The organism is Streptomyces sp. MBT53 (genome assembly GCF_016654115.1).
Lineage (GTDB): Bacteria > Actinomycetota > Actinomycetes > Streptomycetales > Streptomycetaceae > Streptomyces.
On sequence record NZ_JAEQAZ010000206.1, the window covers coordinates 13,439 to 27,523 of the forward strand.

12 protein-coding genes are annotated in these 14,085 nt (G+C 70.4%); 5 read left to right on the forward strand and 7 right to left on the reverse strand.

Translation table 11 applies throughout. From position 1 onward, the window contains the following. Positions 1-23 precede the first annotated feature (23 nt). Positions 24-1,262, reverse strand: a complete 1,239-nt coding sequence (locus JHN45_RS43315) for an amidohydrolase (RefSeq protein ID WP_201054828.1) — start codon at positions 1,260-1,262, stop codon at positions 24-26. A 294-nt stretch (positions 1,263-1,556) separates the two neighbouring features. Between JHN45_RS43315 and JHN45_RS43320 the strand changes: the two genes are divergently transcribed. After that, entirely contained in the window at positions 1,557-2,276 is a 720-nt protein-coding gene (locus tag JHN45_RS43320) for a class I SAM-dependent methyltransferase (RefSeq protein WP_201054829.1), read from the forward strand. Here JHN45_RS43320 and JHN45_RS43325 read toward each other — a convergent pair. The 4 genes from JHN45_RS43325 to JHN45_RS43340 form a co-directional block, all read right to left on the reverse strand. Continuing rightward, complete coding sequence (locus tag JHN45_RS43325) at positions 2,224-3,312, reverse strand: hypothetical protein (RefSeq protein WP_200712808.1); 1,089 nt, start codon at positions 3,310-3,312, stop codon at positions 2,224-2,226. The genes JHN45_RS43320 and JHN45_RS43325 overlap by 53 nt on opposite strands. Positions 3,313-3,381: 69 nt before the next feature. Next, entirely contained in the window at positions 3,382-4,320 is a 939-nt protein-coding gene (locus JHN45_RS43330; RefSeq protein WP_200712809.1) for an N-acetylneuraminate synthase family protein, read from the reverse strand. Between the two features lie 14 nt (positions 4,321-4,334). Continuing rightward, on the reverse strand, positions 4,335-5,636 hold the full coding sequence (locus tag JHN45_RS43335; protein ID WP_201054830.1) for an N-acylneuraminate cytidylyltransferase: 1,302 nt from the start codon (positions 5,634-5,636) through the stop codon (positions 4,335-4,337). A gap of 32 nt (positions 5,637-5,668) precedes the next feature. After that, a complete protein-coding gene (locus tag JHN45_RS43340; RefSeq protein WP_201054831.1) occupies positions 5,669-6,979 on the reverse strand; it encodes a DUF6716 putative glycosyltransferase in 1,311 nt (436 codons plus the stop codon). Between the two features lie 198 nt (positions 6,980-7,177). On the opposite strand from JHN45_RS43340, the gene JHN45_RS43345 reads away from it, so the two are divergent. The 3 genes from JHN45_RS43345 (at position 7,178) to JHN45_RS43355 (ending at position 10,901) form a co-directional block, all read left to right on the forward strand. After that, positions 7,178-8,155, forward strand: a complete 978-nt coding sequence (locus JHN45_RS43345; RefSeq protein WP_200712812.1) for a glycosyltransferase family 2 protein — start codon at positions 7,178-7,180, stop codon at positions 8,153-8,155. Further along, the gene (locus JHN45_RS43350) at positions 8,152-9,489 is read left to right on the forward strand and encodes a polysialyltransferase family glycosyltransferase (protein ID WP_201054832.1); all 1,338 of its coding nucleotides are present in this window, start codon (positions 8,152-8,154) and stop codon (positions 9,487-9,489) included. The genes JHN45_RS43345 and JHN45_RS43350 overlap by 4 nt, the downstream gene beginning before the upstream one ends. A gap of 236 nt (positions 9,490-9,725) precedes the next feature. Continuing rightward, complete coding sequence (locus JHN45_RS43355; protein ID WP_200712813.1) at positions 9,726-10,901, forward strand: acyltransferase; 1,176 nt, start codon at positions 9,726-9,728, stop codon at positions 10,899-10,901. 447 nt (positions 10,902-11,348) lie between these two features. Here JHN45_RS43355 and JHN45_RS43360 read toward each other — a convergent pair whose 3' ends face one another. Continuing rightward, positions 11,349-12,026, reverse strand: a complete 678-nt coding sequence (locus tag JHN45_RS43360; protein WP_200712814.1) for a TetR/AcrR family transcriptional regulator C-terminal domain-containing protein — start codon at positions 12,024-12,026, stop codon at positions 11,349-11,351. An 80-nt stretch (positions 12,027-12,106) separates the two neighbouring features. Between JHN45_RS43360 and JHN45_RS43365 the strand changes: the two genes are divergently transcribed. Then, positions 12,107-13,519, forward strand: coding sequence for an FAD-dependent oxidoreductase (locus JHN45_RS43365; protein WP_201054833.1), 1,413 nt, complete (start codon positions 12,107-12,109; stop codon positions 13,517-13,519). 22 nt (positions 13,520-13,541) lie between these two features. Here JHN45_RS43365 and leuE read toward each other — a convergent pair. Further along, the coding region (leuE, locus tag JHN45_RS43370; RefSeq protein WP_201054834.1) for a leucine efflux protein LeuE at positions 13,542-14,085 on the reverse strand (544 nt) is incomplete at its 5' end.

Below are 14,085 nucleotides of genomic sequence, written 5' to 3' on the forward strand. Positions count from 1 at the left end.
CGCCTCCACGTCCCCCGTCGTGCTCAGAGAGCCGCGTCGATCAGCGCGGCGGCGGTGAACAGCTCCACGCCGGCCGTGATCGCGGACTCGTCGGCGTCGAAGTCGCCCTGGTGGAGGTCGCGCACGGTCCGCTCCCCCGGGGTGCGCACCCCGAGCCGGGCCATGGCGCCGGGCACGTGCTCCAGATACCAGGAGAAGTCCTCGCCGCCCAGGCTCTGCTCGGTGTCCTCGACGGAGAGGGGACCGCGCCGGGCGACCATGGCGTCCCGCAGCAACTCGGTGACCAGCGCGTCGTTGACGACGGGCGGCACCCCGCGCACGTAGTCGATCACCGTCTTGGCCCGGTGCAGCCCGGCGACCTCGTCGATCGCCGCGTGCACGATGTCGGGCGCCCGCCGCCAGGCGTCGAGATCGAGACACCGCACGGTGCCGGACAGTTCGGCGTGCTGGGGGATGACGTTGGGGGCGTGGCCGGATTCGATCCGTCCCCAGGTCACGGACACGCCACTCCGCGCGTCCATCCGCCGGGCGACGAGCGCGGGCACGTCGGTGGCGACGCGGGCGGCGGCGGTGACGAGGTCGGTGGTGAGATGCGGCCGGGCGGTGTGCCCGCCGGGCCCGTCGAGGGAGACTTCGAGCCGGTCGCAGGCGGAGGTGATGGGCCCCACGCGCAAGCCGATCTTCCCGCTGTCGACCTTGGGATCGCAGTGCACGGCGATGATCCGGCCGACCCCCTCCAGCACCCCGCACTCGATGGCGTCGGCGGCACCGCCCGGGAGGATCTCCTCCGCGGGCTGGAAGAGCAGCCGCACCGGCCGAGGCAGCAGCCCCTGCTCGTGCAGCCGGGCCAGTACGAGGCCGGCGCCGAGCACCACGGTGGTGTGCACGTCGTGACCGCAGGCGTGGGCGCGGTCGGGCACGGTGGAGCGGTACGCGCAGTCACGCTTCGTGTCCGGGATGGGCAGGGCGTCGATGTCGGCGCGCAGCGCGAGCATGGGTACCCCGCTGTCGCGCGGCCCGATGTCACAGACGAGGCCGGTTCCGACGGCGAGCACACGCGGTTCGAGACCGGCCTGCTCCAGCCGGGCCTTGATCGCGGCGGTGGTCCGGAACTCCTGATTGCCCAGCTCGGGATGCATGTGCAAGTCCCGGCGGAACGCGACGAGTTCGGCCCGCAGGGCCTCCGGCAGGGTGCCCGGGAGCACATTCCCGACGGATTCGGCCTCGGACCCTGCCTCGGATTCCTCGGACTCTGGTGACATCAATTGCTTCACCCTCTGAAGGGTAGGGCGCCCGGGTGGTCAACTGACCCTCGATCAACAAAAGTTCAACCCGTTAGTCGAAGAAAATCTGACCGTCGGCCGCATAGCCGCTCGCGGAGATGGGTATGCTTCCCGCTTCTTCTGGGATACCACGCCCCACCACAGCACAGCTTGAACCGTCCGTATCGCGGAATCCTCACCACCACGCGACGCCACGGCTACACAACGTGTCCGGAGCGGGTCCTGGCGGGAAGCGGATCCCCGGGCCGCGAGCCGTTGGTAGGGTCCGCCGACGTGACCGACCCGAACGCGGATCTCGCCGCGGACTTCATAGAGGCCACCCGCTCCTCCTACGACGCGATCGCGCCCGCGTACAGCGCCGAGCATCCCGACAGCCTCGCCGAGAGCCCCCTGGACCGCTCCGTGCTGACCGCCTTCGCCGACCTGGTCCGTGCGGGCGGTGAGGCACCGGTGGCCGACGTGGGCAGCGGCCCCGGCTACGTCACGGCACGACTGAACGACCTGGGCGTCCCGGCCTTCGGCATCGACATCTCGCCCCGCATGGTGGCGCTGGCCCGCGAGGCGCATCCCCGGCTCCGGTTCGAGGTGGGCTCGATGACGGCCCTGGACGTACCGGACGGAGCACTCGGCGGCGTCGTCGCCCTGTACTCGACGATCCACATCCCGGACGACCGCCTGCCCGGTGTCTTCGCCGAGTTCCACCGGGCCCTGCGGCCGGGCGGCCACGTCCTGCTCGGTTTCCAGGCCGCCGACGACGAACACCTGCATCTGTCGGAGCGCTACGGCCAGGACATCTCCCTGGACTACTACTTCCGCACTCCGGCCAGGGTCGCCTCGTTTCTCACGGACGCGGGCCTGCCCCTGCACGCCGAGATCCTCCGCAAGCCCCAGGGCGAGCAGAAGCGGCCGCGGGCCTTCGTGCTGGCCGGCAAGCCCGCGGCTACGCCGCCGTCACCGCCGACAACCGATGCACGTCCTTCGCCGTCCCCGTGACCCCCGACAGGAACCCCTGTGCACGGGGCGAGGCGTTCTCCGTCAGCCAGGCCGGGTCGATGTCGCAGACCGCGACGCGGACCTCCGTGCCCACCAGGGCCAGGGGAAGCGTGTGGACGACCGTCGACGGGAAGCTGAGAATCGTACGGCCGATGGGACCCCGCCGGGCGATCAACTCCAGCGGGAGGTCCGGGCGGACGATCTCCAGGCCCGTCTCGACCGCCAACCGGTGGAGTTTCTCCGTGGATTCGCGGCGATGCGCGAAGTACCGCGTCGCGCCGTGGGTCTTGGCTAGGGCGGTGACCGCCTCCACGTAGCGGTCGGCGTCGACCACGCCCGTTTCGACGAGGGACGTGCCGACCATGTCGGCGCCCTTCGTGATGCGGGGCGGGCCGAAGGTGGCGCGGGTCCAGGCGAACTCGTTCGCCGTGATCGTGACGCCCTCGGGAGTCTCCTCGATCGGCATGGAGGAGAAGATCTCCACCTTGCGGCGGGGGCTGGGGGTCAGGCGGCGGCGGGCCGAGGAGGAGACCGGGGCGAAGATCAGGTCGCGCGGGCCCGGTCGGCCGCCCTTGCGGTGCCAGCGGACCAGGCGTTCGCCGCTGGCGAGTTGGGCCACGAACTCCATCGTGGCCGTGCCGTCGTCGACCACCACCAGGTCACGTGCCCTGGTGATGGTGAGCAGGAGTTGTACGTAGCGCGAGAACGGGTCGCCCATGACGATCCGGTCCGCCTTGCGCAGCAGCCGGGTCAGGCCGCCGATGGTCTGGAAGGGGGCCGCGGGTCCGCCCCGGGCCTCCTCCCAGCGCACGGTGTGGCCCTCGTCGCGGGCGAGGTCCGCCATGCGGCGCAGCTGGCCGCGGGTCATCGGGTCGGTCGGTGACAGGACCACGAGGGTCAGCCCCCCGCCGGGTGCCTCCTCGGCCCTGGGCGCACGCAGGTGCGCCCACTCCAGCACGTTCAGCAGCTGTACCGGACTCTCCACGAACGCGAGAGTGTGGGGGGTGAGGCCGGCTTTGCCGGCGTGGGGGCTCATTGTCGTACGACCGTCCCGTGACCGTAAGTGACGCTGGCGCTTGATGGTTCGGACTCAGACCACTCGGACTCAGACCGAGACCGGCTCGCCCGCCGCCGCGGCGATCTCCGCCTCGGCGACCACGCCGGTGACGCGGCGCAGCTTCTTCATCGGGCCGAGCTCCGACTCGTAGACCTTCTTGACGCCGTCGCCGAGGGAGGCCTCGATGGTGCGGATGTCGCGGACGAGGCGGGTCAGGCCCTGCGGCTCGACGGAGGCGGCCTGGTCGGAGCCCCACATGGCGCGGTCGAGGGTGATGTGACGCTCGACGAAGGTGGCGCCGAGCGCGACCGCTGCGAGGGTGGTCTGCAGGCCCGTCTCGTGGCCGGAGTAGCCGATCGGGACGTTGGGGTACTCGGCCTGGAGGGTGTTGATGACGCGGAGGTTGAGCTCCTCGGCCTGCGCGGGGTAGGTCGACGTGGCGTGGCACATCAGGATGTTGTCCGAGCCGAGGACCTCGACCGCGTGGCGGATCTGCTTCGGCGTCGACATGCCGGTGGAGAGGATGACCGTACGGCCGGTGGCGCGGAGCGAGCGGAGCAGCTCGTCGTCCGTGAGGGAGGCGGAGGCGACCTTGTGGGCGGGGACGTCGAACTTCTCCAGGAAGGCGACGGCCTCGGTGTCCCACGGGGAGGCGAACCAGTCGATGTTCTTCGACTTGGCGTACTCGTCGATCTGGCGGTACTCGTCCTCACCGAACTCCACACGGTGGCGGTAGTCGATGTAGGTCATGCGGCCCCAGGGGGTGTCGCGCTCGATGTCCCACTGGTCGCGCGGGGTGCAGATCTCCGGGGTGCGCTTCTGGAACTTGACGGCGTCGCAGCCGGCCTCGGCGGCGGCGTCGATCAGCTTGAACGCGTTCTCCAGCTCGCCGTTGTGGTTGATGCCGATCTCGCCGACGACGTAGACGGGGTGGCCGGGGCCTGCGGTCTTCGAACCGAACTGGCGCAGACGGGAGTTGTTGCTCATGACAGCGGGTTTCCTTACTTGGTGAGGGAATCGAGAGAGGGGCCGAGGATCCAGCTGGCGATCTCTCGGACAGCGCCGTCGCCACCGGGCACGGTGGTGACCGCGCGTGCGGCGCCGCGTACGACGTCGTGGGCGCTCGCGACCGCCACGGGCCAGCCCACGAGGGCGAAGCACGGGAGGTCGTTGACGTCGTTGCCGACGTAGAGCACGCGCTCCGGCGCGATGCCCTGCTCCTCGCACCACTGCTTCAGTGCGAGGTCCTTCCGGTCGATGCCGTGCAGGACCGGGAGCTGGAGCTTCCGGGCCCGGGCGGCGACGACCGGGTTCTGCTCCGAGGACAGGACGAGCATCTTCAGGCCGCTCTTGCGGAGGGCCGCGATGCCGAGTCCGTCTCCGCGGTGCACGGAGACGAACTCCCGTCCGTCGGAATCGATCAGCACCCTGTCGTCGGTCTGGGTGCCGTCGAAGTCGAGTACGACCGCGTCGATGTCGTCGGCGGTCGGGAGCGAACCGGGGCGGTCCGCGTCGAACAGCGGGGCCAACGCCCGTGCCCTGGCCAGCTCGTGGGGATCGTCGATCTCCAACACCCGGGCGGGGTCGGTCCGTACGAGTTCGGTGCGGCCGAAGAAGCGGTGGCCGACCTTGCGGAAGCCGGCCGCGTCCATGCCGTAGACGGCGCCGGTCTCCAGGAAGTCCTGGGGGCGGTCCTGGCGGCGCGGGCGGAAGGACTTGTCGTGGTTGACGCCGTAACCGCCGCTGGTGACAGGGGGGTTGGCGACCTTGGTGGCGCCGCCGACCTGTCCGGTGGCGGTCGGCTCGACGACCGTGGTCGCCTCGTCGTCGGCGTCGCGCCACACGAAGCCGTGGAAGGGGGCGACGGTGTGCGCGGTGTCGGCGCCGTTCGCGACGATCGCGTCGACGATGCCGTCGACGTCCTCGCGGACGATGAAGGGGCTGGTGCACTGCACGAGCAGGACGACGTCCACGGCCGCGCCGTGCAGCGCCTCGTGGGCGTCCATGGCGTGCAGGACGGCGGCCTCGGAGGTCGCGGTGTCGCCGGCGATGGCGGCGGGGCGCAGCACGACCTCGGCGCCGGCCTGGCGGGCGGCGGCGGCGATGGCCTGGTCGTCCGTGGAGACCACGACGTCCGTGACCAGTCGGCTGGCGCGGCACTCGCGCACCGCGCGGGCCACCAGCGGCACTCCGCCGACGGGCGCGAGGTTCTTGGCGGGGACGCCCTTGGAGCCGCCGCGTGCGGGGATCACCGCGAGCACCCGGCGCATCGAAGCGCCTTGGCCCGCTTGCGGGTTGGACATGGGCTCTACTCCTTGAGCGGGAATCCTGACGTTCACAGCTCCCCCATCCGGCGGATGACGGGCGCCACGCGCTGCACTCCGTGGCGGTAGGCGCCGCGCGCGGCTCGGCGCACGATCTGCCGGACGGGCCCGGGCGCCTTGTCGGCGGCCGGGGCGCCGGGCAGCGGGGTGCCGTCCGGGCCGAGGTGGTGGCGGGCGAGGATGCCGGGCAGATAGCCGGGGGCGGTCTCGGGCGTGTAGTAGGGGGTGAGGGCGGGCATCTCGTCGCCGGCCAGCAGCTTGGTGATGCGCTCGCGGGCCGCGTCGAAGGCCGTGTCGTACGAGCCGTCGGCCAGGACGCCCTGCCGGGCGACCCACTCCGCGTCCGGCACCGGCTTGTACCCGGCGTCGAGCTGCTCCCAGGAGGCGAGGCATCCGGAGCCGACGAAGTGGTGGTTGCCGAGTCCCTCGCGGATGCCGAGGTCGGTCAGCACGACGGTGGGGATACGGCGGTGCAGGGACTCCAGGGCGGCCGTCGAGCTGATGGTCACCAGGAGGTCGGTGCGGTCGAGGACTTCGCCCATGTGCCCGTACACGAGGCTGAAGTTGGCGGGCAGGTCCTTGCCCTGGACCAGCTTCTGGTAGGGCAACTCCTCGATGTGCGTGGTGTGTTCGCCGGGCTTGGAGCGCAGCTTGAGCAGCACCTCGCGGTTCGGGTGGAAACGGGCGTGCTGGATGGCCCGGTTGAGGAGGTAGTCGCGGTCCCTGCGGTTGTCGGGCACCGAGGGCTGCACCGCGAACACGACGGTGTACGGGTCGTGTTCGCCGGTGTAGGTGTCCCCGCCGAGGAACGGCAGGGCGACCTCGGTGACCGCGGAGGAGTCGGCGCCGACCCCGTCGTAGACCTCGCGGAAACGGTCCGCGTCCTGGCGGGAGTTGGCGAGGACGAGGTCCGCGCCGTGCCGCAGCAGCAGGCCGTCCGCGAGCTTCTCGTAGACGACTCCGACATAGCCGGTGACGACGACGGGCCGCTCGGCGCGTCCGTGCCAGGCCCGTGCCAGACCGTGCAGCATCGCCTGGACCCCGCCGCCGACGAGGGAGAGCACGAGAATGTCGTACGGCTCCTGCTCCATGGCACGCAGGAACTCGACGGCGGTCACCTCGCGGAGGGAGTCCGCGGTGACGCCGACTTCCTTCAGCTGGCGGGCTGTTGGGGTGGCACGACCCCGCAGGAGGTACCCGTCCAAAGAGATGTCCGAATTCGGTGGAGCGATGCGATTCGCGGTGAGCGAACCCCATTTCCACCGGGTGTCGGAATCCGCGAGGACGGCGACTCGCAGGGTCTGCGTTGCACTTGCTGGCACACGGAAGACGCTAGGAAGCCATTCCGTTGCTCGGCCCAACCCAAGGGCAACAAACGGTTAACAGCACAACGCCGAATAGCGAACCGGCACAGGAACGGGCCTCGAAAAAACCCGGTACACAGGTTCGCCACGTGTCGTTCACCCAAAATCAAGGTGACAGTAAAGACGGATGACGGGCCGCCGCCTAACGTCACTCCCGTGGTCAAGCTCTCCGTCATCGTGCCGTTCTACAACGTGCAGCAATACGCACCCGACACGCTCAGGAGCCTGCGGGCGAACGCGCGCGCGGACTTCGAATTCATTCTCGTCGACGACTGCTCGCGCGACGGGACACCCGACATTCTCGCGCGCGCGGAGCGCGAGTTGCCAGGCGCGGTGTATGTCAGACACGAGAAGAACGGAGGACTGGCGACCGCGCGCAACACCGGGATCGACAAGGCCCGGGGGGAGTATCTGACGTTCCTCGACGGGGACGACTGGCTCGCCCCCGGCTACTACCCCCAACTGGTGGACGCCATTGAGGAGTTGGGCTGCGACTTCGTGCGCACGGACCATGTCCAGTGCACCGCGCGGGCCCGCACCATCCAGCGGCTGCCGCACGGCAGACGCGGCGTCGTGATGAATCCGCGCGAGGCGATCCTGCCCGCCGACCGGTCCACCTCCGTCGACTACGCGTACGCCTGGGCGGGCATCTACCACCGCCGGCTGGTCGACCGCGGCCTGCTCCACTTCACCGACGGGCTGCGCACGGCCGAGGACCGGCCGTGGATCTGGAAGCTGCACCGGGAGGCGGAATCGTTCGCCGCGGTGAGCCTGCTCGGTGTCTTCTACCGGCGCGGGGTCGCCTCCTCCCTGACCCAGATCGGGGATGTCCGCCAGCTCGATTTCATTCGCGCGTTCAACCAGGTCATCGAGGAAACCGCACAGGACCGGGACGCGGACAAACTGCTCCCCAAGGCCGTCCGTACATATTGCGCAATCATTTCCCATCATCTGGGATCCATCGAAAGGTTCGAGCCGGCGGTGGCGAGAAAACTGAAGTCGATGAGCGCCGTCGCCCTGCGACGCATGCCACAGGACGTGGTGGACGAGGCGCTCGACTCCATGGACATCCAGCGCGCGACGAGGCTGCGCCGACTGCGCCGCCGTCCCGCCGCCGCGGGGGCCGCCGCGTGAGAACCCAGATCTTCCTGGCGTCGACCCTGTACGGCAACGCCACCCTGGCCGCCGCCCTCGACTCCGACTGCTTCCGCCCCGCCGACCGGCGCATCCTCCTGGTCTGCAACAACGCGGCGACCCCCGAGACCACCCCCGGCTTCGACGAGGCCCCCGGTTTCGAGCGGCTGCGGGAACGCTTCGACGACGTGCTGTCGTGGAACGAGACCATCTCCCCCTTCCACCCCGGCGGTTGGACCCCCCGGCTCGACGACGTCCCGCTGTGGGAGCGCCATCTGCGGCTCCTGTGGAACCTCGGCGACGACGAGGTGGAACTGGTCGTCGAGTCGATCCAGGTCAACCCGGCGCTCGGCGTCTGCCAGATCTTCACCGGCGCCCCCGTCACCGTCTACGCCGACGGCCTGATGAGCTACGGCCCGACCCGCAACAAGATCGACCCGCTGGTCGGCACCCGGGTGGACCGGCTGCTCCACCTCGACCTGGTCCCGGGCCTCACCCCGCTGCTGCTCACCGAGTTCGGCGTCGAGCCGGAGATCGTCCCGACCGACGCCTTCGTCAAGGTGCTGGCCGAACTCGGCGACACCGCCGACGAGTTGCCCCCGCTGCCCGACGAACCCGCCCTGCTGCTCGGCCAGTACCTCTCCGCGCTCGACATCCTCACCGCCGAGGAGGAAGAGGAACTGCACGTCCGGATGCTCAAGGGCGTGGTCCAACTCGGCCACACACGTGTGGTGTTCAAGCCGCACCCCTCCGCGCCGGCCCGCTGGTCGCGCGCACTGGAGCAGGAGGCGGAGAAGCTCGGCGCCGAGCTCACGGTCCTCGACACCCCGGTCCTCGCCGAGGTTCTCTACCAGCGGCTGCGGCCGGTCCTGGTCGTCGGCTGCTTCTCCACCGCACTGCTCACCGCGAGCGCGCTCTACGGCCTGCCGGTCGCCCGCATCGGCACGTCGACGCTGCTGGACCGGCTGACGCCGTACGAGAACAGCAACCGGGTGCCGGTGACGATCGTCGACGCGCTGGTGCCCGAGCTGACCGACAAGGCGGCGGTCACCGAGCAGCGCGAGGGCATGGCCGTGACGGTGCTCAACGAGCTGGTACGGGCCGTCGGTTACGCGATGCAGCCGAAGATCTACCCGAACCTGCGCCCGGCCGCCGAGGCCTACCTGACCCGGCGGCTCAACGGGCACAGCTGGCGCTACTTCAAGCGCAAGCGCCTCACCTCACTGGCGCTGCCCGGCGCGGTACCGGCCCAGCTCGCGTTCATCCCGCGCAACGCGACCGTGCGCCGGGTCGCCCGGCGGGCCCGGCTGCTGAAGCGGGGCGTGAGCCGCTGACGCGGGGCGTACGTACGACACACCGGCGGGCCGGCTCCCCAGGGGCCGGTCCGCCGCCTTGTCCCGGCCCCTACACACCGGTTGTGGCGAGGACGCGACAAGGTTGGGTACGCGCAGGCGAAGCCTGGGTGAACGGCCGCGGACGGGGTGACGAAGGGTCGCGGCCGGAGCGCAAACCCGCCCGGATGTCGGACTAGTGTGCTGTGATCCAGCACAGCCATTCCTAGGGGAACCTTGTGATCGACACGCCCGCGGACACGCGGGAAAACCCGACGGGCACCGTGGTCGGCGCCGAACTGCCGCCGACCGTCGAGGAGCTGCCGCCGGCCGAGCCGCCGCAGCCGCCCAAGCGCCGGGAGACCCGCCTCCGCGCCCTCGACGGGCTGCGCCTGGTCGCCGCGCTGATGGTGGCGGCCTACCACTACGGCGGCCGTGACGGCGAGGTCGTCCAGGCGTGGGGCACCTCGCCCAGACACCAGTTCCCCACCCTGCACTCGCTGTTCTCGTACGGCTGCCTCGGCGTGCAGGTGTTCTTCGTGATCAGCGGCTTCGTCATCTGCATGAGCGGCTGGGGCCGCCCGCTGCGCTCCTTCTTCGCCTCCCGCGCCTCCCGGCTGCTGCCCGCGTACTGGGCGGCGATCCTCATCATCACCGGCGTCTTCGCGCTGCCGATGGTGGCGTACAAGGCCGCCGCGCCGAGCGACGTCCTGGTCAACCTGACCATGCTGCAGATGCCGCTCGGCGTCGACCGGGTGCTCGGCGTGTGCTGGACGCTGTGGGCGGAGATCCGCTTCTACGCCCTGTTCGCCCTGTGCGTCGTGCTGCCCGGCGCGAACCGGCGGCGCGTGATCATGTTCTGCGCGGGCTGGACGCTGGCCGCGGCGATCACCCAGGGCGCGAAGTCGCCGCTGCTCGACATCATCCTGATGCCCGAGTACGCGCCGTACTTCATCGGCGGCGTCGGCCTCTACCTCGTGCACCGCGACCGCAAGGACGCCTACGCCTGGGGCATCGTCGCCGTCAGCTGGCTGATCGGCCAGCACTACGCGGTGGCCCGGCTGTGGCACACGCCCAACGACACGGCGTTCTCCAACCGCTCCGCCTGGGGCATCATCCTGGTCGTCACCTTCGGCTATGTCGCGGTCGCCGCGATCGCGCTGGGCTGGCTCCGCTGGGCGAACTGGCGCTGGCTGACGGTCGCCGGGGCGCTGACGTACCCCTTCTACCTCGTCCACGAACACCTGGGCTGGGTCGTCATCAAGACCTACCACCGAGACCTGGGCATCCCGTCGTACGCGACCATCGTGCTCACCGTCTTCACCATGCTGCTGCTGGCCTACGCCCTGAACAGGGTCGTCGAGAACCGGCTGACACCAAAACTGCGCTCACTGCTGTCGACACCACGCAGCTGACCGCGGACCATTCAAAAAGCACGGAAAACCCCGCGCCCGCCGCGGCCGACATCTCCTTGTCGGCCGCGGCGGGCTTTTCTCGTCCTTTTCCTGCGCATTCTTCCGGGAGACCTTTCGGGAATGCACGGTGTTGTCCACGGCACGACCTTGACCGACCACAGAAAATCCGAACAGCCGAAACAGGCGGCGCGATCGCCCTGTCCGCCTCCCCGGCGGCCGCGGCTACACGGGCGACCTGAACGAGTACGGCACCAGCGTCGTGGACTGGGCGTACGGGCCGGACGAGTGTTTCGGTGTCGCACCCTCATCACGTCCACCGGAAACTACTACTGCAACTACGACGACTACGCGACCAACACATGGGGCGGCTGGTACGCGACCTCCACCGACCACTGCTGAGTCGTAGCGACACGGATTCGGCCTCGCATTGAATGGGTTCCCGGACGGTCACCGCACCGTCCGGGAACCTTTTTCCGCGCCCAGTCCGTAGCGGGCCTCGATGCCCGCGAGCACCAGGTCGAGCCCTTCCTCGAAGTGCCGGCCGTAGTCCTGGAAGATCTCCGTGCCCGCCGCGGCCGTGAGGGGGAAGTCGGCCATCACGCGGGCGCGTTCGTCCATGTCGTAGCCCTCGCGGCGCTCGTCCGGCAGGGGCTGGACGCCCTGCTCCTCGCTGACGAAACCGATCGTGTAGAGGTACGACGTCGAGGTCGCGCGGACCGCCTGGGCGAGGGTGAAGCCGGCCTCCGTGAACAGGCGCAGGGTGTGTTCCATCTGCACGGCGTGCAGGGTGCCGGTGAAGCGTGAGCCGCTGAAGACCTTGGCGCCGTCGCGGTAGCCGAGCAGTGCGGAGCGCAGGCCCCGGTTGGACTTCAGCAGCAGTTCCTGCCAGGTGTCCTCGGGCGTGAGCGGGGCGTCGGCGACCATCCGGCGGTAGATCTCCGTGGCCATCTCGTCGAGCAGCGCCTGTTTGTCCTTGAAGTGCCAGTACAGGGCGGGCGCCTTGACGTCCAGTTCCTTGGCGATGGCGCGCAGGGACAGCCCGTCGAGGCCGACCTCGTTCAGCACCTTCAGGGCGGTGTCGGCGACCCGTTTGCGGTCGAGGGGGATGCGTCGTTCCGTACTCACGCTCGACAGCTTGACAGCTTAACGGCGTTAAGGGCACCCTGATGTCCGAAGCCACTTAACAGCGTTAAGGAGATCGGATCATGACGGAACACGTGGATGTACTGATCGTCGGCGCCGGCCCGACGGGCCTCGCCCTCGGCATCGACCTGGCCCGGCGCGGGGTGGCCGCACCGGTCGTGGAGAAGGCGGACGCGCTCTTCCCCGGCTCGCGCGGCAAGGGGATCCAGCCGCGCACGATGGAGGTCTTCGACGACCTCGGCGTGATCGACGCGGTCCTCGCGAAGGGCGGCGCCTACCCGACCGGCGCGGTCTGGAAGGACGGCCGGAAGGTCGGCGAGCACCGGATGTTCGAGCCGTCCGAGACGGATCCCGACACCCCGTACGGCACCCCGTGGATGGTGCCGCAGTGGCGCACCCAGGAGATCCTGTCCGCCCGGCTGACCGAGCTGGGCGGGACGGTGGCCTTCGGACGGGAGGTCACCGGCTTCACCCAGGACCAGGACGGTGTGACCGTCGAGTTCGCCTCCGGTACGGCGGTCCGCGCGAAGTACCTCGTGGCCGCCGACGGCGGTCGCTCGCTCGTCCGCCGGACCCTGGGCATCGGCATGACCGGCGAGACCGTCGACCCCCACCCGATGCTGGTCGCGGACGTCCGCGTCACCGGCCTCGACCGCGACAACGTGCACGTCTTCCCGCCGCACGGGGACGTCGGCTTCCTCGCGATCTTCCCGCTGGCCGGCACCGAGGACTTCCAGGTCATCGCCCAGTTCCCGGAGGGCACCGCCGTCGACCTCTCGCTCGACGGCGTCCGCGGGACCGTGGCCGCCCGCACCCACCTCGTCCCCGAGGACGTGACGGAACTCCGCTGGGCCTCCAACTTCCAGCCGCGCGCAGCGCTCGCCGACCGCTTCCGCGCCGGGCGGGTCTTCCTCGCCGGGGACGCGGCGCACGTCCACTCGCCGGCCGGCGGACAGGGCCTCAACACCAGCGTCCAGGACGCCTACAACCTCGGCTGGAAGCTCGGCGCGGTGCTGCGCGAGGGCGCCCCCGAGTCCCTCCTCGACACCTACGAGGAGGAGCGGCTGCCCAACGCCGCCGACATGCTCGGCATCTCCACCCAGGTCCACCGCGGGGAGTTGGAACGCGGCAAGGCCACCCAGCAGCTCGCCCTCGGCTACCGCGGCCGCTCACTCGCGGTGGACACCCGCACGGACCTGCCCGAGGACGCACTGCGGGCGGGCGACCGCGCCCCGGACCGCACGGTCGACGGCGTCCGTCTCTTCGACGCCTTCCGCGGCCCGCACTGGACCCTGCTGGCCCTGGACACCAAGCCCCCGACGGCCGTCGGTGACGCGGTACACGTCGTGGAGGGCCCCGCCGTGCGGACCTACGGCACCGGCCTCTTCCTGGTCCGCCCCGACGGCTACGTCGGCTGGGCGGGCACCACGGAGGACGGCCTCGCGGAGTACGCGGAGCGCCACGGCCTCCGCTAGCCGGAACCGGCCAGGGCCCCGGCTAGACCGAGCTGGCCAGCGACAGCTTCACCGCGAACCCCAGGAACAGCGCGCCCGCCGCCGAGGTCGCCCCCGCCGCGAGCCGCCTGCGCCGCCGGAAGGCCGCCGCCAGCCGGGTCCCGCCGAAGATCAGCGCACTGAGGTAGAGGAAGCTCGCCAGCTGCGCGAAGGCACCGAGCACGACGAACGACAGGGCGGGGTAGGCGTACCCCGGGTCGACGAACTGCACGAAGAAGGCGACGAAGAACAGAATCGCCTTCGGGTTGAAGAGACTGACGACGAAGGCACGCCGGTACGGCCGCTCGTCGGCGGCCTCCGCGGCGGGAGCCGCCTCCATGGCCGCCCGCTCCTTCCGGGTCCGCCACATCGCCCACGCGGCCCGCAGCATCCCGAACGCCAGCCAGGTCAGATACCCGGCCCCCGCGTACTTCACGATCCCGAACAGCAGGGCATTGGCCTGCAGCAGCGAGGCGACCCCGGCCGCGGAGAGCGTCATCAGCACGGTGTCCCCGCACCACACACCCGCGGCGGCGGGGTCGCCTCGC

Bases quoted from the DNA above. Each gene is read 5' to 3' on its own strand.
- JHN45_RS43365 (WP_201054833.1), top strand. From the start codon at position 12,107: ATGACGGAACACGTGGATGTACTGATCGTCGGCGCCGGCCCGACGGGC.
- JHN45_RS43330 (WP_200712809.1), bottom strand. From the start codon at position 4,320: ATGAGCAACAACTCCCGTCTGCGCCAGTTCGGTTCGAAGACCGCAGGC.
- JHN45_RS43315 (WP_201054828.1), bottom strand. From the start codon at position 1,262: ATGTCACCAGAGTCCGAGGAATCCGAGGCAGGGTCCGAGGCCGAATCC.
- JHN45_RS43325 (WP_200712808.1), bottom strand. From the start codon at position 3,312: ATGAGCCCCCACGCCGGCAAAGCCGGCCTCACCCCCCACACTCTCGCG.
- JHN45_RS43335 (WP_201054830.1), bottom strand. From the start codon at position 5,636: ATGTCCAACCCGCAAGCGGGCCAAGGCGCTTCGATGCGCCGGGTGCTC.